Raw genomic sequence first — 19,918 nt, 5'->3', positions numbered from 1 at the left:
CATTATAAAACAAATATAAACTGGCCCTGTTGAATGCTACGAGATTTAAATATAATGAGAAATAAAAGATCGGAAAAGAGGGAGCTTATGTACATACCAAAATATTTTGCAATACAAGATGAAGAGGTGAAGTATGAAATAATGGAACAAAATAGCTTTGCGACATTATTTTCTCAACATAACGGGGAACCATATGCAACACATTTGCCATTGTTGTTAAATAGGGAAACACTCACGTTACATGGTCACTTCGCACGGCCGAATGAACAGTGGAAAGATATTGGGACTCAGCAAGTACTAGCTATATTTCAAGGACCACATAGTTACATCTCTCCGTCATGGTATGAAACAAACAATGCAGTACCAACATGGAATTACGTTGCAGTGCATGTATATGGTGAATTAGAAATTGTTGAAGATGAACAGGAATTAATAAATTCTCTTCAAGATTTAGTACATACATATGAAGATCCACAGAGTGCCTACTCACTTGATGATGTAGATCCAAATTATATGGTGGGATTAAGTAAGGGGATAGTTGGTTTTAAAATTAAGATTAGTAAAATAGAAGGAAAAGCGAAGTTAAGTCAAAATCATTCTGTGGAAAGAAGAGCATTAGTTGTGGAGAAACTTGAGAAAGTTGGTAGTGAGGGGAGTAAGGGGATTGCGGAATTGATGAAAGAAACAAAATGAGTTTGGGAAAATAAAGGTGATTTACCGATTTTGTAGAAATATATTTTACTTGCAAGAAAAATGCCTCCGTAGCTCTAGAAGGGAAGAGCGCCGGAAAACATGTCGCACCGGGTCGCAAGGCGAAGGTTTCAGAAGCACCGAAAAGCAAATAAGCTGAGACAGGTGGAATTCCTGTCGGTGAAATTCCGTAGGGAAGCGTGTTCCCCTTAGCCTATGCTTACGAAAGGAGTGCGGGTTCGAATCCCGTCGGAGGTATATGGAAAAACTTGTATGAATAAAGAGTTTATTTATGTTATTCTCATTTAATGGTAAAATTAAAGTTAGGATGTTTTGTAGGAGGAAACAAAATGGAAGTGTTTTTAGTAGCTGCTTTTTCAGCTATTATCATAATGATGACAGTTTTTGTTATAATAAAAGCTTCTTTTACTGGGTACAAGAGGAATGATATATCATTTCGGAAATTTATCCTTTTATCTAGTGCTTCAATAATGATAGGCTGTATAGTGTCATTGGTACTACCATTTGGATATGAAAAAATATTCGAATACATTAACTAAATAAGCGCTTTAAAAAACGAAAGACCTTCTAAATTGAAGGTCTTTCGTTTTTTAAAGTGTCTTTTCAGTTGTTGTTGGGTTATAGTCTTTACTTGCGTCAACGGATTGAACAAGGTCAGGTCTTTGTGGTGCAGGGAGATCGGCGTGACTTGCTTGATATGTAAAAGAACTATTTATGCCAATAGAAATAATACCGATAACAGACAGTCCTAGAACGACAGAACAAATTTTTTTAATCATTTTAGAGCTCCTTTCTCAAACGTTTTTTCTTTTGCTTGTAACGCTTTATGAAAATACTCACTCGCTTTCACATGATTATTTTCATCATAAAATTTAGTTGCTAATTTCTCTGAATATTCTTGAGTGTAGTTATATAAAGATTCTTTGTCGAAATACGTAATTCCTTCAAGAATAATATTTTCTAAATCTTCAGTTGTCTCATTATTGTTAAGGGAATGTAAAATTTTAAAATGAAGTATATATTCAACATTGCTTAGTTCTGTACAAACTTCCAATCCTTTTTTAATAAGTTCTTCAGCAATGTTTATTTCACCAAGTTTATAATGCTCTCTGGCTTGTAAAAAGAGTGCTTTAAAGTGTGTAGGCACTTTGGTTGTTACCTCTGATAAATGTCGAATCGCTAGAGAAGACAGGTTTTGACTTGCATAGAGCCAACCTAGATTATTGCGAACGCTTAAAACTAAATCCTTTTCGTTTAGTTTTTGTAAAATTGAAAGAGCAGAATTGAATTTTTCCTCTGCTTGTTCATATTGCTTTAAAAATACACATGAGGAACCTATTATATTGTCGCAAAGTGCTAACTTGATCTCAAACCCATTTTCAGTCATGAAAATATTTCTGGCTTTTGTTGCTTGCTGAATTGCATCAATCGGTTTATAAAAATGTTGATTAAAGATAGCGAATCGGTAATTATATTCTGCTTCCTCTAGTTTATCTGAAACATTAACTAATAGCTTTTCAGCATGTTCATAATGTTCACCTGCTAAATTATAATTTGTTGTTAAAGTAGCATGAATTGCTTTAAATAAATGATAGTAGTAAGAAAGTTGGTGATTAGGTGAAATCGCGTAAGAATCTATTTTATTGAAACTGTCTTTTGTAATACTTAAACCATCAGTTAAAACTTTGAAACGAAAATCTAGTAGAGAATAGTATAATGCTAAGTTTTCATCTTCTGTAATGTTTAGTTGCTTTTCTTCAATTTCATGCTTTAAGTTTGTCGACTGGGACACATCTTGTTTTAGCATAGCTAAATACCAGTCATTAAATAATTTTGTAACTTGTTCATTACCTTGTAGTTGAACGTTCATGAAATCCCCTCACTTTTTGAATATTCTTATAAAATATAGTATCAAAAATAACAATATTTAGAAATATGATTTTTATTTCTCAATATTTGTTTAACAAATATTTTAGTAAGCCAATTGGAATAGTGATGTTTTTGTTTTGGAGTAAAGAAAGGAATTGGTGAAGAAGCATTTTAAAGTTCTAGTTGAGAGGTGAGGATATAAAAAAGGTGTGTTCACACAATTTGTATGAACACACCTTTTTACATATTAAACAATCAAGTCCCACAAAAAGTACGATAAGGACGATTCGTAGGCGCAGGTGGAACGCAGTATTCTTCTTGCTCTGTAGCATACGCATAAGGATTTGCTAGAGCCTCAAGAAGCTTCTCCATTACGCTATAGTCGCCATTTGTAACAGCTGCTTCTAATGCTTCTTCTACACGGTGGTTTCTTGGAATGATGGATGGGTTATTATTTTTCATCATTTCGTAGGCATTTTCTTTCAATTCTTCTTGTCTTTCTAATCGAGATTGCCACAGTTTGTACCATTCTTTAAATTCAGAACTATCGAATAGAGGGGTATTTTCTAACGTATTAAGAGTTAATGAACGGAATGTATTAGTGTAATCCGCTTTATATTTCTCCATCATTTTTAAAAGTTGCTCAATAAGTGAATGATCTTGTTCTTCGTTGCTAAATAGTCCTAATTTCTTTTTCATTCCAATGAACCACTGTTTTTCATACTGTACACTAAATTTTGAAATTTCATCTTGAGCAATTTTTAATGCTTTTTCTTCATCTTTGTGCAGAATTGGTATTAAAGATTCAGCTAATCGCGCAAGGTCCCATGCGGCCATATATGGCTGATTTCCATATGCGTAGCGACCTTGTGTATCAATAGAGCTAAATACGGTTCCTTGGTCGTAATTGTCCATAAATGCACAAGGGCCGTAATCAATCGTTTCACCGCTAATCGTTATATTGTCAGTATTCATTACGCCGTGAATAAATCCAACAAGTTGCCATTTAGCGATGAGGCTGGCTTGTTTCTTTATGACTTCTTGTAGCAATGCAGTATATTGGTTTTCATGATCTTCAATTTCTGGGTAATGTCTTTTTATTGTATAGTCAGCTAGCGATTGAAGATCTTCGATTGAGCCGCGAGCTGCAGCATATTGAAATGTGCCGACGCGTATATGGCTGCTTGCGACTCTAGTTAAAATAGCTCCAGGTAACTTTGTTTCACGATAGGTTGGTTCCCCAGTTGTGACAACTGCTAAGCTGCGGGTAGTTGGAATATCAAGTGCATACATTGCTTCGCTAATAATATATTCACGTAGCATCGGACCGAGTGCAGCACGACCATCACCACGGCGTGAATAAGGAGTAGGGCCAGAACCTTTCAGCTGAATGTCAAAACGTTTACCTGAAGGAGTAATTTGTTCACCAATTAAAAGAGCACGACCGTCGCCTAACATATTAAAATGTCCAAATTGATGACCAGCATACGCTTGAGCTAATGGATGAGCTCCTTCTGGTAGTGCATTACCGGCGAAAATCGCAATTTCGGTTTCTTTCTTCAGTTCTTCCGGATTAAAGCCAAGAGATATCGCAAGTGAATGGTTTAGCTTAACTAACTCCGGTGAACTTACGGGAGTAGGGGGGATTTCTGTATAAAATGAATGTGGTAAAGTAGCATAACTATTGTCTAAATTCCAACCTGCTTCATTATTTTTAGTCATTGTATCTCCTCCTTGTTTATTTTTTTATTATGTATTTGTACGTATGTATTCTTTGTCAAATTAGCTAAAAGTATAATATGATATTTCCCCTTGCAATCTATTGTAAGGACTTCACTGCACTATGTCTATTTAACAGTAAATATAAAAACTCCATTTTAAAAAATGGAGTTTTTATTATTACTTAATTTTTACGATTATTTTTCCTTTTGCTCTGCCAGCCTCTGAATATTCCATTGCTTTTTGAGCATCTTCAAATGAAAAAACTCGATCGATTACCGGTTTGATTTTTCCGGCTTCAATATAGTTTGCAATAGTACGTAGTTGATCTCCGCTTGGCTTCATAAATAAAAATGAATATTGAGCATTATGCTTCTTTTCAAGTGCAGTAAGTTTTTTGCTTGCTAATGAAAATAAGAGTGTTTTGAAAAATCCTGAACCGAATTCTTTACCGAATCGAGCATTCGGCGTACCTGAAACGGAAACAATGTTGCCACCGCTTTTTATAATGTTGAATGATTTTTCAAGTGTTGTACCGCCAATTGTATCAAATACTGCATCATAATTTGTTAGTATTTCTTCAAATTTTTCTGTTTTGTAATTAATAATTTCATCTGCACCAAGAGACTTGACTAAATTCGCACCAGCTTCACTAGCAGTCGTTGTAACAGTAGCACCCATTATTTTTGCTAACTGAATTGCGAAAGTACCAACACCACCAGATCCAGCGTGAATTAAAATCTTTTGACCTTTTTGTAAGTGCATGATGTCATGTAAAGCTTGATAGGATGTTAAGCCAACGAGTGGAATTGACGCAGCTTCCTCAAAACTTAAATTTTTCGGCTTTAAGGCTATATCATCTTCATGAATGGCTATATATTCCGCGAAAGTACCAATCTTATTTTTTCTTGGACGAGCATATATTTCATCACCGACTTTAAAACGAGTTACTTTTGATCCAACCTTCGTAATGACACCGGAAAAGTCATTCCCAAGGATTAGCGGCATTTCATATTTCAGTAACATTTTTACTTTTCCATCGCGTATTTTAAAATCAATTGGGTTAATGCTAGCTGCATGAATTTCTGCGAGCACTTCATACTCATTTATTTCAGGAGTAGGTACCTCTGTCATATGCATTGGGACTTTTCCGTATTTATCAATTATCATCGCTTTCATTTCTTATACCTCCAAATTTCAATAAAATGAAACTGTGGGGGGCTTCATCCCCCACTGATTATCAGCCCTCACCAATCGGACCTTTATGGGCAGTTAATCCCCTATCTAAATTATTTGCTTTCGCTGAATTTTGAGGTGGGGGTCTTACTGCCCGTTAAAGTGGGATAAAAGTTGTGCAATAGCTTTTCAATGTCTAATACAAGATTTTTTAATAAACTTAATTTTGTACGTATATCAATATAATAAAAGTTTTTTGTACCTTCTTTACGCATTAAAATAATACCGGCTTCTCGTAAAATCCTTAGGTGATGTGATACCGCTGGCCGAGAAAGGTGTGTTTGTTTCGTAATTTCTCCTACACGTAATCCGGTTTGACATTCCGTTTCCATGAGAACTAACAAAATAGCTTGACGTGTTTCATCGCCAATTGCCAATAATACTTTTTGAGAATCAATAAAATCTTTTTTTATAACATTTAATTGTTCTTGTTTATTCATTTCAATCACTTTACCTCCAAAAATTAGTCGAAAGGTTTAAAATGATGGACCATTATTTCGATACCGTAATGCTACATGATTGTTGTATGAACTGCAATATTGGGAAAGAAAATCGAGACGAATGAATTTTTTATGTTGAAAATGATAAAGGGGGTAGAAAAGAATTACATATTGGAATGGATAAAGTTTTAAAATAGAAAATGATTTAATAATACGTTGTTTCTAGATGAGGATAGTTAAGCCATTGAACAAAAAATTAAGCGGTCGTAACCCTGTATAATTTTTAGGGTTACGACCGCTTATCATGTTTTTATTATTTTAAAGTGAGTTGTTTCGTTTTACTCTTTCATACATACATAATACAAGCGGATTATAGATATATGAAAGAGTAAAAGTAATTTGGGGCGTAATCTATCTATATGATACTTTAAAATGAAATATAAGTCTATATTTTTGTTGTTTTTTTGATTATATTTATGTCACTGAGCTCAGAACAATGATGTGGAGGATAAATATATGAAATCGAATGATGTACCAGTTTTAATTGTTGGAGGGGGATTATCAGGATTAGCATCTGCGTTATTCCTTGCAAAACATAACATTAAGTACTTACTTATTGAAAGGCATCCGTCTACTGCAATTCATCCAAAAGCGGGTGGAATTACTTTTCGTACGATGGAGTTATTTCGAGAATTAGGTTTAGAACAAAGAATTAGATCAGCGGGTAAAGCGTTAGAAAATTGCCGAGGAAGAATAGCGGTTCATACAATAGCTGAGGCGAATCAGGAAGAATTAGCACAAATGAGGGCGAATCAGTATGAAAATGATGAAAAGTTACTTCAGAAAATAGAAGAGATTAGTCCATCAAAACAAACTGCTTGTTATCAAATTACTTTAGAAGAGATCATGTTACAAGAAGCGAGAACATTAGGCGGAGAATTATCTTTTTATCATGAATTAGTTTCTTATGAACAAAATGAGCAAGGGGTAATCGCAACGATTCGGAATCGCGAAACGGAAGAAGAAAGTATTATTCATTGTGATTATGTAATTGCAGCAGATGGAGCAAAAAGTAAAATACGTAAGGAATTAGGGATTACAACTGAGGGTCGTGGAACCATTGGCGGTTATTATATGAATATTTATTTTGAAGCGGATTTAAGTGAGTTTATACAAGGAGATGCATTTGGTTTTACTATGGTACTTCATCCGGAAGTTCTTGGTGCGTTCATTCCAGTCGATAACGAAAAAAGATGGATTTACCATGTATCCTATGATCCATTAAAAGGAGAGAGATCAGAGGATTTCGCTATAGAACGTTGTAAACAAATTATTCAAACCGCAATTGGAAGTACAAATGTTGAGTCAGAAATAGTAAGTGTTTTACCGTGGGAAGCGACTGAAAGTACTGCTACAAAATTTCAAGATAATCGCGTTTTTTTAGTTGGCGATTCTGCACATATTATGCCGCCAACTGGAGGGTTTGGTTCCAATACAGGAATACAAGATGCGCACAATTTAGCTTGGAAATTAGCGGCTGTTATAAAAGGCAAGGCAAAACCAAAATTGTTAGAAACATATCATGAAGAGAGATATCCTGTTGCAAAATTAACGACAGATTATGCGAGTAGTTTACTGTTTCGTGCTGCGAATAGAGAGGAAGGCAGTTTGAATAATATGGACGGTTTAGCTGTTACAGTTGGATATCAGTATTGTTCAGAGGCGATTATAGATGACTCAGTCATTCCACATAGAATGGATAGCGTAGAGTTGAACGGAAGACCTGGAACACGAGCACCGCACTTTTGGGGGATGTATAAAGGGAAAGAAGCTTCTATATTAGACTTATTTGGTAACAATTTTGTATTACTTACTGGAGTAGACAATAGCTCTTGGGCTGAAGCTGTATTTGATGTTTCATCTAAATTAGGAATAAATATTAAACTGTATCGAGTAGGGGGAAGTGGAGACTTTATTGCTCAAGAAGATATTTTTAGTAAATTATATGGGATAGAGAATGGCGGAGCTGTATTAATTAGACCAGATGGTTTTATAGGATGGCGTTTGGAAAAAGAGGTAGCAAATCCAGATGCAGTACTTAATGAAGTAATGAATCATTTATTATGTAATTTTTAAGTAACGAGGAAGAATTGTCTTATATAAGGCAATTCTTCTATTATGCTTTCAACTTACAAAATAAAAATATTGTAAGTTGAAAGAGGATGTGTTAATCTTATAACCTAATTGAAATAGTATTTTTTTGCACTTAGCTTACAAAAAATAAAAAATGTAAGTTGTTTTTGGAATGATATTGTTATGTAAATAAAATGGACGGTGAGAAAAATGACAGATAAGGCGTTAACGAAAAATGTTGTTTTAGATGCAGCGGAAAAAGAGTTAATGAAATATGGATGGAGCAGAACGACACTTGTTAGTATTGCGAAGTCACTTGATGTTAGTCATGCAGCTTTATATTCTTATTTTCGGAGTAAGGCCACGCTGCGCGATGCTATTTTAGAAAGGTGGCTGTTCAAATACTCGGATCAGCTTGAGAAAATTGCAGGAAAAGATGGAGAGACGGAAAGCATTTTACAAGAGTGGTTCTTTCGTTTATTTCAGCTTAAAAAGAAAGAGTTGCTGGAAAACGAAGAGTTATTTACATTGAATAGTTCATTAGTGCAGCAAAAGAATAAGGTAATTCAAAAGCATGAAGAAAGATTAGTTGGACAACTGGAGAATGTGATAAATCGCGGGATAGAGCGCAATGAGATTGAAAAACAAGATAGTTTGTTTTTAGCGCATACGCTATTTCGGTTACTTTCAGTGTTTTATCATCCTGCCTTTTCTGAGAGATGGAAAGAAGAGAGGATAAACGAAGAGTTCCAAAAGTCATGGGAGATTGTTACCTGTGGCATTTTTCGAAAGTAAAAAGTTACGTATCATATAAGGCTTTCAAACAGTATGAGAAGGGGAGATTATATGAGTCATTATAAAGAAGAGAAAAAACGTGTAAATATAGTCATTGAAAAAGTAGATGAAGAACTGAAAGAGCTTGATGGCCGAGTTGGATCGGTGAAGTCTGAAATTGTTAGTATTAGAAAAAACTTTTGGGAAGATGTAAAAGTAAATATAGATAATATTAAAGAAGCGGTTGAAACGGCGGCGAGTATTAGGCAAGAGGCAGAGCTTCTCGCTGAAAGAGAACATACACATCGTCATACGAAAAATGAATATAACCTTTTAATGAAAATAAAAGAAACGCCGTATTTTGGCCGGATTGATTTTAAAGAAGATGATGAAGCGGATGCCGATGAAATGTATATCGGTATCGGCTCTTTTTATGATAAAGAAAATGATGAGTTTTTAGTATATGATTGGCGGGCACCTATTTCGAGTCTTTATTATGATTACACTTTAGGCAGGGCACAGTATAAAGCGCCAATAGGTACGATTTCAGGTGATTTGCTTTTAAAACGTCAATACATGATTCGAAACGGAACGATTCAAAGTATGTTTGATACAGGTGTGACGATAGGTGATGAATTATTACAAGAAGCACTGGGACGAAATGCAAGTGAACAAATGAAAAGCATTGTAACGACAATACAAAGAGAACAAAATCAAATTATTCGAAACGATAAAAGTGATGTGTTAATTGTGCAAGGAACTGCTGGGAGCGGGAAAACTTCAGCGGCACTGCAGCGCGTTGCTTATTTATTGTATCATTACCGCGGCACGGTTCATGCGGATCAAATGTTACTGTTTTCTCCGAATGAGTTGTTCAATAGTTATATTGCAAACGTTTTGCCAGAGCTTGGGGAAGAGAATATGCAACAAACGACTTTTCAAGCGTATGTGGAACATGTGATTGGAAAAAGCTTTACTGTAGAAGATTCATTTGCGCAGTTAGAATACGTATTAACGAAGAAGCATGAAAGTACGTATGAAACTAGAGTGAAGGGAATTCAATATAAATCCTCGGTTGAATTTATGGGACTACTTGAGAAATACGCGAAAAGTCTAGGGGAAAAAGGTTTACACTTTCATGATGTTACATGTAAAAGTGAAGTACTTATAAAAGCAAAATCCATATGTGATTATTTTTATAGTCTAGACATGTCTATTGCTATACCGAATCGAATGCAACTTACAATGGAATGGGTTCTTCGGAAGTTAAATGATTTTGAAAAGATAGAAGCGAAAAAAGATTGGGTGGAACGAGAAGTTCAGTATTTAAATAAAGAAGATTACAATCGCATATATGAAAAAATAGAGAAAGATAATCAATTTGATTATTATGAGAAAGAACATGAGTTATTAACGAAATATGTAGTGAAGAAACATTTTCGTTCGCTACGTAGAAAGGTGAAAAAATTTGCTTTTGTAAATCATCCTGCAATTTTTGAGCAGTTATTTGAAAGTAAGCAGAAAGATATTTTCGTACCAGATTGCTGGGAAGATATATGTAAGCAGACAGTGAAGCGTTTGAAGGATAAACAGCTAGCAAATGAAGATGTTACGCCGTATTTGTTTTTAAAAGAATTACTTGAAGGTTTTAAAACGAATCATCTTGTGAAATTTGTATTTATCGATGAAGTGCAGGATTATACATCCTTTCAATTAGCATTTCTAAAACGACTATTTCCGAAGGCGAAATGGACATTACTTGGTGATCTTAATCAAAATATTTTCTCTCATGATTACAATAGAGAGAACAATTTTATCTCCGCATTATTTGCAGATCGTAAAGTAGAAACAGTCAAGCTTAACCGTAGTTATCGATCGACAAAACCAATCATTGAATTTACAAAGTGTATGATTCCAAATGGAAATGATATTGAAGCTTTTAACAGGGATGGTAAGAAGCCCGTTTATATAAAAGTAAGTGATGAACGAGAGCATGTAGAAAATATGATTTTTAAGGTGAAAGAGTTAGAAGAAAAAGGACATAAAACGATTGCAGTTATTTGTAAAACAAATGAAGAATGTATGAAAGTGATGGATTTAATAGGGAATACATTACACGTCCATCTTATGAAAAAAGAGAATACAACTTATGAGAAAGGCGTTGTTGTTATTCCTGCTTATTTGGCGAAAGGGATAGAATTTGACGCTGTTATTATATTTGATGCTTCTCATGAAAGTTATTATAGGGAGTCTGAACGCAGTTTATTTTACACAGCGTGTACGAGGGCGATGCATGAATTATATGTATATTATGCCGGGGAGCTAACGGAATTTCTTACACATGTTCCAGAAGAATTATATATAAGGGAGAGATGTTAAATGGCGAATCAATATAATACTTTTCAAAATTGTAGTAAAGAAGTGTCAATGTTATTACCACTTCCGAAGTATGTAAAGTTAGTACGGGAGCATGAAGAATTACGTGACGGTGTACAAGTTTCCATCAAGCGCTATCAGGCAGAAGAGTTGTTACATTATGGCGGTGCTCATATTACAACCATTACTACTCAAAATGATAAGTATTTGTTAAGTTATACGAATATGATGCCGGTATACTCAAATAAACTGCCTCGTAAAGATGATGCTGAACAAATAGCAATGGATGTAATGGAAAAGGTTGATCAACAATATGCAAGTGGTTTAACTTTAATTCGTATAGAAAAACAAACGAGACAGTATAAAGGTGAAGGAGAAATTGTTACTTTTCCTGTTTTATGGGTGAAAATGATGCATGATAATGGGAGTTTTAACTGGGTGACAATTGGAGGCGACGGACAAATCATCGAATTTGAGCGTGAAGTACGCTGGGATTATATGATGAGTCGTCGTCAAACGGAAATGTGGTATTACGATGATTGGGTGTTGGCACGTATGGGAAAGGGTCCGCAGTTAATGCCGCCGTTTGCTTTAGTATAGAAAATATCTATTTAAATAATATTCACAAATATTAATAGGTTTGGTATGATTAATTTCGACAAGTTAATCGAGGCCGGAGATATGTGAGATAAGCCATAAATTTATTTAGGGATACAGAAGTGTCCTTTAAATAATTTATGGCTTTTTTTATTGATGAACTGTAATCAATAGGAAGTTACATGTGAATAGGGGGGATATGGAAAATAAATAGTATAGTAATAACATAGGGGAATTATATTTGTAAGATTGGAATTTTAATATAAACTTATAAAAATGATGAAAGTATATCTTCTATTTCGTGTAAATCTCATTAACTTGTTGAAATTTGCAGCGTAGGAAGGATTAGAAGGATGAGAAAAATTATTAGCGTGTTAGTTATCTTCTTTATGACGGGAAGTATCTTTGCTGGGGGAGCTGTTCATGCGAAAGCAGAAGGGAAGCATGAATGGAATACGAATAAGTTTTTAAATATTGCACATCGCGGAGCAAGTGGACATGCACCTGAGCATACTTTTGCTTCTTATGATCTTGTGAAAAAAATGAAAGCGGATTATTTGGAATTAGATATTCAGTTAACTAAGGACGGCCAGTTGATTGCAATGCATGATACAGCAGTTGATCGCACTACAAATGGAACAGGTGAAGTACGAGATAAAACGTTAAGTGAAATAAAAAGCTTAGATGCAGGATCTTGGTTCAATAAAGCTTATCCAGAAAAGGCTAAGCAAGAGTACGTTGGTCAAAAGGTTCCGACTCTTGAAGAAATTTTCCAAAAGTACGGAAGAAGCATGAAGTATTACATTGAAACAAAATCACCAGATGTGTATCCAGGAATGGAAGAGAAATTATTAGCTTTATTAGAAAAATATAATTTAATAGGTCAAAACATGTCTTCTAGTCGTGTTATGATTCAATCATTTAGTAAAGACAGTTTAACAAAGATTCATAGTATGAATAAAAACATTCCGTTAGTTCAACTGCTTTGGTATTATCCAAATGAAAACAATGAAATTGTTGAATGGTCTGGTATTACACATGAACCGAAACGTGTAACGAATGAAGATTTTCAAGAAATTAAAAAGTATGCAGTTGGTATTGGACCAAACTTACTTAATGATAACGGAGAATTAATTATTGATGAGTCATATATGAAAATGGCTAGAAATAATGGACTGCTAATTCATCCTTATACAATTAATGAGAAACCAGATATGAGATTGTTAATAAAATGGGGTGCTACAGGAATGTTTACAAATTACCCTGATCGATTACATAGTGTACTAAAAGAAAAATAAGTGAGATAGGAGAAAAGGTATACCGACGTTTTGGTATACCTTTTTCTATTATGCTAGAGTATAGTAGTAGGATACATATTCTTCTAAACCTTGAACTTCTTTTTCCGGTGGTTCAATGCCACCTTTTCTACCGTAGCAAATATTTCTCAAGTATTCTCCAAAAATCATAGAGCGGCTTTTCTCATTTTCCATCCAATTATATCTATTAATTATAAACTCACCATCGAAACTTGTATCAAATGTATATGGGATACAAGTAATAGTTTTAGGTAAATGTTTTTTTAATACTCTGTATTGCCGACCAGCGCCTAAGCTTTTGCAAACAAATAGTAGGCGATTAATCTTTGTAAAATCAAAAATCTTTTTCGCTTCTATTACATTAGCGATAGAATGGAGGGAGTTTTTCTCGAACATGATAGCATCTTTTGGTACGCCATGTTCAATTAATTTAGTTACAATTACTTCTGCATCTGACAAATCCCCGTAATTCCAGCTCGGATGTTTCATGCCATGCAAACTAGTACCACCTGTAACGATAATTTGATTTCCTAAACCTTGTCGGTAAGCTTCTAGAGGAGCTTGCCAATTGCCGGGATGAGAACCGCCGAAAACGAAAATAGCATCACATTTTTGTGTTGTTATTTCTTTTAGAAAAACGATTTCTGTAATTTGATCGATTTGTTTTTTCGTAAGAGTAGGGACATCAGGATATTTAGGTATTACCATTTGAAAACCTCCTATAAAGTAAAACGATAAATTCATTATATAGCGATTTTATTAAGTGGAAAAAGGGAAGCTTTTCATTTGAAAGTACCCCTTTTAAGATAACTCTCCAATAAACCAAATCTCTTTTTTATCGATTGCATCTTCATCATAAATGACTTCTAGAAAGTGCAACATTTGGGCAGTAGGGCAAATTGAAATTCCCCAAGTTTCCCAAAAATTAATTTCAATTGAAAGAGGGATCCATGTTTGAAATTCATTATTTCTATTGAAAAAAATTTGAAAGTAGTCATCGTTTTTAAATACGATAATTTGCGATCTCCATAAATTTTCTATAGAAATTATAGTAACAACTCGATATGTATGTGTATCACTTGGTTTTATTTTTATTAAATGATTTACTCGATCTATTAAGGTTTGTATACATAATCGTTTTACTTTTCTAGGTGTTTTATGAGACTCGATAAAAGCTTGAGAAACTGGTAAAGGCATATACCAATATTCATCGTTATAGAAAGTAGAAGGGAACGTTTTTGTATGTTCCTCAATGCGCTTAATCATAGTGTTTGTTTTTCGTTTCATACCCCGTATTTTCTTTTCATGCATTGTGAGTCATCTCCATAAATTTTTGTAATGCAGCTGAGCGAAATATATCGTTTCTAGTAATGAAAGTAGTAGGAACTTTTTTGAAGCTATTGGGTAAAGGATTGAATGATACGTCATGTTCATGCCCCTTTAAAATTGATTTCATCATAATCGCTACGCCCATACTTGATTTTACACATGCAAGTATAGCTTCGATTGTCCCGAATTCTAAAACTCGTTTAGGTGAGATGTCTTCTTCTTGAAGCCAGTCTTTTAATAAACTTCTATAATAGCACCCGTGACTAAAAGCAAGTAAATTCATATCTTCTATGTCTGTAAGAGAGGACAAAGGTTTTTTACTAATGAGAACCAATTCTTCTTCATGAAATACAGTTGTATGGAGTTCAGTATGCTGAGTAGAGCCAGCTATAAACGCTCCGTCTAGTTTTCGCTCTAATACAAGCTTAATTAGTTGTTCAGTCGTATTTGTTTTCAAAATCAATTCGACTTCTGGGTACCTCTCATAGTAGGCCGTTAATATAGAGGGAAGCCTTACCGCAGTTGTAGATTCTGTACATCCGATTGTCAAAGTGCCTTTAGGATCAGTTCCATTACTTTGAACCGCTTTTATAGATTGATCCATTAAGTGGATAATTTGTTTGGCGTACGTTAATAAAATCTCACCGTTAGAAGTTAAAGTTACACCTTTTCCGTTACGGTAAAATAAAGGCACGCCTAATTCATTTTCTAGTTGTTTCATACGCATTGTTACGCCTGATTGCACGTAGTTCAAATTTTTCGCTGCGTGAGAAATATTATTTTCCTTCGCGACCTCGTAAAATACAGTTAAATCTTTTATGTCCACTTATCATCCCTCCGAAAAGGTATCAATTTTTTTGATGGATTATATGATGAATCTTTATTTTATATGATATCAGAACTTTCATACAATGGAAGGGGGGAGGGATTATTATGTTGATTGAAGAAAGGGTGAATCGTACTTATAAATGGGTTATGTTAATTGTTGCGACGATTGCTCAAACAACAGCGACACTTATAACGTATGGTGTCGGGGTTTTCGCTTTATTTTGGAAAGAAGAATATGCGCTTACGAATACGGAGAGTGGATTGTTAGTAAGTGTTGTAAATATTGGACCGTTATTTTGTATGCTTTTTGTCGGTCGGCTACTTGATCAATATAATGAAAAAATATTAATTTCTATCAGTTCATTTTTTCTAGGGAGTTCGCTTTTACTAACTAATATAGTAAGTGGATTTAATGGGTTATTATTTGTACTTTTATTAATAGGAATGTTTTATAGTGTTTCTCAGCCAGGAGGAAGTAAAGTGATTTTAAAATGGTTCCCAAAAGAAAATCGTGGGCTAGCGATGGGAATAAGGCAAGCTGGTATACCGATTGGTGGCGCGTTAGCGGGAGTACTAATCCCGTTTCTTACAATACAATATAATGTGACTTACGCGATCAATAGTATTGCATGCATTTGTATTATTGGAGGGCTATTATTTTTTATGTTTTATAAAGAGCCATATGTTAAGGAGGAAGCGAGGAAAGGACATATTAAAATTTCCTTTTGGACAAAGCTAAAAGTAGTGATATGTAAAAAAGCGTTGTATCCAATTTATATGGCGGGTATTTGTATGATTTCTTTACAAATGGTGTTAGTTGGACACTTCATGAAATTTTTAGTAAGGGAACAATCAATTACATCTATTGTAGCCGGAACAGTATTTTCAGTTATGTTCTTTTCTGGAATGATTGGCCGTGTTGTATTAGCAGCTATTAGTGATGTGTTTTATAAGGGAAATCGGCGCATACCTTTATTTATAACTGTCTGTGCTTCTATCGGTTTGGTTCTATTGTTAGTAATAAGTATACATACAATAACGAGTGGAGTATTGTATGGTGTAAGTGCATTGTTAGGATTCTTTTCAATTGGATGGTTTAGTCTTTTTATAGCCGAAGTTGCTGAGTTGGCAAGTGAAGAATCTGTAGGAATAACAGTGGGTTTAGCGCTTACATTAAATCAAATTGCGATTATTATTGCACCTGTTTTATTTGGTTATATTGTGGACGCGAAAGGATATACGTATGCATGGTTGTGTATAGTGGTATTACTAAGTATTTCGGCAGTGAGTTTATCCCGCAATTTGCCAGGCAGCCAGTAAAAGCCGGATTGGGGTGGGCTAATAATCAGTGGGGACGGACAAAACACCACTGATTAAAGTTTCACTTTATATAGCAAAAATAAAAGAAAGTTAGCAATGTAAATTTTTTATGAAGAAAGTCTAAAGAAATGCCGAATGAGCGACATTTCTTTTTTATATGTTGTATAATTAAAATGTAAATGAGATTCGTTTTCAGTTATGCTCATTTCCTCTTTCGAAATTGCCTGTTACTTTAGCCATAATGAGTTGTTTTTCTGTATCATTATGTGCATGATTTATTTTGTATAAAAATTTGTCAGCGTCATTTCCTTTTAATATGATAATCTATTTTATGTAATATTCAATTAAAACTATGTTTTTTTTGTTACCCTGTAATGAAACATCCTATCATTTAAGCGATTGCGTTTGTCAGTATTTTTCATCGTAACAACTCCGTTTCTTATCATGTGTAACAAATGTTACATAAGATGTTGAAATTATAGTAGGGTGCATCCGATTGTAAGGTGGAAATTTTGCAAGAAAGAAATACAATAGAGAGTAGCTAAAAACTGAATATGAGAAAAAGGAATCTAGTTCATTTAGGTGAATAATAGGTAGTATTATAAAATATTTGAAAATAAAAAGATATAGAACAGAATGGATGTACGTTAAGTGAAACTATATAAAAGAGGGTTCCTATTATGCTAAAGAAATGGTTAATCGTTTTCTTTGTTTTTGCTATTTTTTGTGGGAGTGTCGTTGCACTAATACATGCAAATAAAGGTAAGAAATATGATATAAAGGCATTTTCTAATTTAAATAGTAAGCAAAAGGACGATATGCAAGAAGTTGATGCAACTGAGAAAAAACGCTATGAAGCTGTAGCTGGAAAACTAGATCAATATTTAAAAGATAAAGGATTTAATGGGAGCGTTCTTGTAGCTAGTAAAGATCATGTGATTTTACGAAAAGGTTATGGATATGCGAATGTGAAAGATAAAGTAGTAACAACGCCAAGAACGAAATATCGTATTGGTTCTATTACGAAAACGGTCGTTGCAATATCTATTATGCAGCTAAAAGAAAAAGGGAAATTAAACATTGAAGACAATGTAAATAAGTATATTCCATCGTTTCCAGCAGATAAAAACATTACGTTACGAAATCTATTAACACACACATCTGGCTTGCCAGATCAAGGACAAGGTAGGGTGGATGCAGGGTCACGTTTAAAGTTAGTAACGTGGATTGGAGCGCAAAAATTGCAATTTCCTGCAGGGACAGGCTGGAAATATACAGACTATAATTATATGGTGCTTGCATATATTATAGAAAAAATTACGAATAAACCGCTCGCTGAATACGTCAAAGAAAATATTTTTACTTCTGCTGGCATGCATGAATCTGGAATGGGGGCGACTCTCCCAGAAGATATTTTTTTAGCAGAAGGTTATACGAGAAAAGATAATGAATTAATAGCTGCACCCCGCTTAAAAATGAACTGGTTGTATGGGTGTGGTGAAATGTATACAACTGTTGAAGATATGAAAAGATTAGATGAGGCAATAATGGATGGAAAGCTGTTATCTAAACAAAGTGTATTAGATATGTTTACGGCATCACCTGCAAGAAGATATGGATTTAGTTTCTATACGTATCCAGATTATTATCATAACCACGGCGTATTAGCGGGGGGGAATACTTTTAATAATTTTAACTGGGATAAAAAAACGTTTGTCATATTATTCTCTAACGTTCAAAATGGTATGAATGATGCATTTAATCAAGAGTTTAGGAAAATGGCGAATGATTTAATAGAAGGAAAATAATAATTTGAAAATCGGTATTGATATGTAATTATCAATACCGATTTTTTTATTTGGGGATGTTAAGTTTGCTGAAGAAGTAATGATGAAAGGGGAATATTAGAATAATTTTGTATAGGAAGTTAAATGATATGGATGTTAAATATAGGAAAGTTGCTGCGTGGAGTTCATCTATACGTAATGAATTTATGCGGAAAAATAATTGGTAAATTTTACATCGGTAAAAAAAGCTTGAGCTTCACACTATGTGAAGCTTTACATTATTGAAGTAACGAACAGGAGGTTAGAAAAATGAAAAAAGCAATAAAGTTTTGTTTAATAGCTACACTCTCTACAGCGATTGTTAGTGGATGCTCTTTTGAGGGGAACAATGAAAATGCTAAGGGGAAAGAAGGAGAAAAAGTAGAGATACAGAAAACCGTCGGAAAATATACGATGCCAGATGAAAAAGATAAACATGAAGGTACATGGCTGCAATGGCCTCATGAATACACATATGGTGAAGAGTATAAGCAGGAAGTTGAACCGATTTGGGTTAAGATGGCAAGTGTTTTAACTGAGGGGGAAAAAGTCCACATTGTTGCATACGACGAGGAGGAGAAAGAGCGAATCAATAAACTTTTAATAGATAAAGGACTGAATATGGATAAAATTGATTTCTTTATCGCTCCTACTGATGATGTATGGGCACGAGATAGTGGACCAATCTTTGTTTATGACAATAATAAAAATTTGAAAATATTAGACCCAGCATTTAATGGGTGGGGAAAGAAAACGCCGTACAAAAATGATGCTCGTATACGTGAAAATGTGAGTAAACAAGCAGGAATTGAAAGAATTGATTGGGGGAAATTTGTCCTTGAAGGCGGTGCAATTGAATTAGACAGCAATGGGACGGCTTTATTAACTCGAAGTGCGGTAACAAATAAAAATAGAAATCCTAATTTATCAGAAAAGGAAATTGAAAAATATATAAGTGACCTGGGTGTGACAAACTTTATTTGGTTAGACGGAGTGCCTAATTTAGATATTACTGATTTTCATATTGATGGGTTTGCTAAATTCCATAATAAATCTACCATTGTAACGATGAAAGAAGATGACCTAGCCGAATGGGGTTTATCTAATAAAGATATGGATACATTGTTAGATGCAAAAAATGCTTTAGGAAAAAAATATAAGTATGAATACTTACCGCTTAGTAAAGAAAAGGTTGTATTAGAAAATGGAAAAACTCTCGATTATAAGGGATCATATATCAATTATTATATTGGAAATACAGTAGTGTTGGTGCCTAATTATAATGATCCGAATGATAAAATCGCAAACGATACGATTCAGAAATTATATCCAGATCGTAAAGTAGTCGGTATTGATGTGAGAGAGCTTTATAAAAATGGCGGTATGATTCATTGTGTGACACAACAACAACCGATTGCATTGAAGTAATAGATTGGAATTTCGT

General features: G+C 34.2%; 18 protein-coding genes and 1 pseudogene. 10 read left to right on the top strand and 9 right to left on the bottom strand.

Annotation, left to right across the window (positions count from 1 at the left end; genetic code table 11):
• Window positions 1-87: 87 nt before the first annotated feature.
• Both PDQ68_RS10415 and PDQ68_RS10410 read left to right on the top strand, forming a co-directional pair.
• Window positions 88-693 carry an FMN-binding negative transcriptional regulator gene (locus PDQ68_RS10415; protein WP_016718173.1) on the top strand — a complete coding sequence of 202 codons (606 nt, stop codon included), beginning with the start codon at window positions 88-90 and terminating at the stop codon, window positions 691-693.
• 347 nt (window positions 694-1,040) lie between these two features.
• On the top strand, window positions 1,041-1,250 hold the full coding sequence (locus PDQ68_RS10410) for a hypothetical protein (RefSeq protein ID WP_061183451.1): 210 nt from the start codon (window positions 1,041-1,043) through the stop codon (window positions 1,248-1,250).
• 51 nt (window positions 1,251-1,301) lie between these two features.
• Here the strand turns inward: PDQ68_RS10410 and PDQ68_RS10405 are convergent, their stop codons facing one another.
• The 5 genes from PDQ68_RS10405 to PDQ68_RS10385 all read right to left on the bottom strand — a co-directional run bounded on the left by PDQ68_RS10405 (window position 1,302) and on the right by PDQ68_RS10385 (window position 5,984).
• Window positions 1,302-1,490 (bottom strand): Phr family secreted Rap phosphatase inhibitor, encoded by a 189-nt coding sequence (locus PDQ68_RS10405; RefSeq protein WP_061183452.1) that lies wholly within the window; start codon window positions 1,488-1,490, stop codon window positions 1,302-1,304.
• Entirely contained in the window at window positions 1,487-2,581 is a 1,095-nt protein-coding gene (locus tag PDQ68_RS10400) for a Rap family tetratricopeptide repeat protein (RefSeq protein ID WP_061183453.1), read from the bottom strand. Before PDQ68_RS10400 ends, PDQ68_RS10405 begins: the two co-directional genes overlap by 4 nt.
• Window positions 2,582-2,835: 254 nt before the next feature.
• Complete coding sequence (locus PDQ68_RS10395; RefSeq protein WP_061183454.1) at window positions 2,836-4,302, bottom strand: protein adenylyltransferase SelO; 1,467 nt, start codon at window positions 4,300-4,302, stop codon at window positions 2,836-2,838.
• Window positions 4,303-4,479: 177 nt separating this feature from the next.
• Window positions 4,480-5,478, bottom strand: coding sequence for an NADP-dependent oxidoreductase (locus PDQ68_RS10390; protein WP_016718168.1), 999 nt, complete (start codon window positions 5,476-5,478; stop codon window positions 4,480-4,482).
• Between the two features lie 110 nt (window positions 5,479-5,588).
• Window positions 5,589-5,984, bottom strand: coding sequence for an ArsR/SmtB family transcription factor (locus PDQ68_RS10385; protein WP_000571883.1), 396 nt, complete (start codon window positions 5,982-5,984; stop codon window positions 5,589-5,591).
• A 507-nt stretch (window positions 5,985-6,491) separates the two neighbouring features.
• Here PDQ68_RS10385 and PDQ68_RS10380 point away from each other — a divergent pair.
• The 5 genes from PDQ68_RS10380 (at window position 6,492) to PDQ68_RS10360 (ending at window position 13,153) form a co-directional block, all read left to right on the top strand.
• A complete protein-coding gene (locus PDQ68_RS10380; RefSeq protein WP_061183455.1) occupies window positions 6,492-8,111 on the top strand; it encodes an FAD-dependent oxidoreductase in 1,620 nt (539 codons plus the stop codon).
• A gap of 207 nt (window positions 8,112-8,318) precedes the next feature.
• Complete coding sequence (locus PDQ68_RS10375; RefSeq protein ID WP_061183456.1) at window positions 8,319-8,903, top strand: TetR/AcrR family transcriptional regulator; 585 nt, start codon at window positions 8,319-8,321, stop codon at window positions 8,901-8,903.
• 51 nt (window positions 8,904-8,954) lie between these two features.
• The gene (helD, locus tag PDQ68_RS10370; protein WP_061183457.1) at window positions 8,955-11,261 is read left to right on the top strand and encodes an RNA polymerase recycling motor HelD; all 2,307 of its coding nucleotides are present in this window, start codon (window positions 8,955-8,957) and stop codon (window positions 11,259-11,261) included.
• On the top strand, window positions 11,262-11,858 hold the full coding sequence (locus PDQ68_RS10365) for a hypothetical protein (RefSeq protein ID WP_016718164.1): 597 nt from the start codon (window positions 11,262-11,264) through the stop codon (window positions 11,856-11,858).
• Window positions 11,859-12,208: 350 nt separating this feature from the next.
• On the top strand, window positions 12,209-13,153 hold the full coding sequence (locus PDQ68_RS10360; protein WP_061183458.1) for a glycerophosphodiester phosphodiesterase: 945 nt from the start codon (window positions 12,209-12,211) through the stop codon (window positions 13,151-13,153).
• Window positions 13,154-13,201: 48 nt separating this feature from the next.
• Here the strand turns inward: PDQ68_RS10360 and PDQ68_RS10355 are convergent, their stop codons facing one another.
• The 3 genes from PDQ68_RS10355 to PDQ68_RS10345 all read right to left on the bottom strand — a co-directional run bounded on the left by PDQ68_RS10355 (window position 13,202) and on the right by PDQ68_RS10345 (window position 15,326).
• A complete protein-coding gene (locus tag PDQ68_RS10355; protein ID WP_061183459.1) occupies window positions 13,202-13,879 on the bottom strand; it encodes a YdcF family protein in 678 nt (225 codons plus the stop codon).
• A gap of 93 nt (window positions 13,880-13,972) precedes the next feature.
• Entirely contained in the window at window positions 13,973-14,482 is a 510-nt protein-coding gene (locus tag PDQ68_RS10350; protein WP_000544604.1) for a DUF3916 domain-containing protein, read from the bottom strand.
• Window positions 14,475-15,326: a LysR family transcriptional regulator gene (locus tag PDQ68_RS10345; protein WP_061183460.1), complete on the bottom strand. Its 852-nt coding sequence runs from the start codon at window positions 15,324-15,326 to the stop codon at window positions 14,475-14,477. Before PDQ68_RS10345 ends, PDQ68_RS10350 begins: the two co-directional genes overlap by 8 nt.
• A 107-nt stretch (window positions 15,327-15,433) precedes the next feature.
• On the opposite strand from PDQ68_RS10345, the gene PDQ68_RS10340 reads away from it, so the two are divergent.
• On the top strand, window positions 15,434-16,648 hold the full coding sequence (locus PDQ68_RS10340; RefSeq protein WP_061183461.1) for an MFS transporter: 1,215 nt from the start codon (window positions 15,434-15,436) through the stop codon (window positions 16,646-16,648).
• Window positions 16,649-16,840: 192 nt separating this feature from the next.
• Here the strand turns inward: PDQ68_RS10340 and PDQ68_RS10335 are convergent.
• Window positions 16,841-17,070, bottom strand: a pseudogene (locus PDQ68_RS10335) (hypothetical protein).
• Between the two features lie 258 nt (window positions 17,071-17,328).
• Here PDQ68_RS10335 and PDQ68_RS10330 point away from each other — a divergent pair.
• Together PDQ68_RS10330 and PDQ68_RS10325 are read left to right on the top strand one after the other, a co-directional pair.
• Window positions 17,329-18,456, top strand: coding sequence for a serine hydrolase domain-containing protein (locus PDQ68_RS10330; protein ID WP_270786677.1), 1,128 nt, complete (start codon window positions 17,329-17,331; stop codon window positions 18,454-18,456).
• Between the two features lie 288 nt (window positions 18,457-18,744).
• Window positions 18,745-19,902: an agmatine deiminase family protein gene (locus PDQ68_RS10325; RefSeq protein ID WP_061183462.1), complete on the top strand. Its 1,158-nt coding sequence runs from the start codon at window positions 18,745-18,747 to the stop codon at window positions 19,900-19,902.
• The last annotated feature ends 16 nt before the right edge of the window (window positions 19,903-19,918 follow it).

The organism is Bacillus cereus group sp. Bc010 (genome assembly GCF_027716745.1).
In the GTDB taxonomy this organism is placed as follows: Bacteria; Bacillota; Bacilli; order Bacillales; family Bacillaceae_G; genus Bacillus_A; species Bacillus_A pacificus.
The sequence above is the reverse complement of the archived record's forward strand: the minus strand, read 5'-3'. Positions and strand labels throughout refer to the sequence as shown.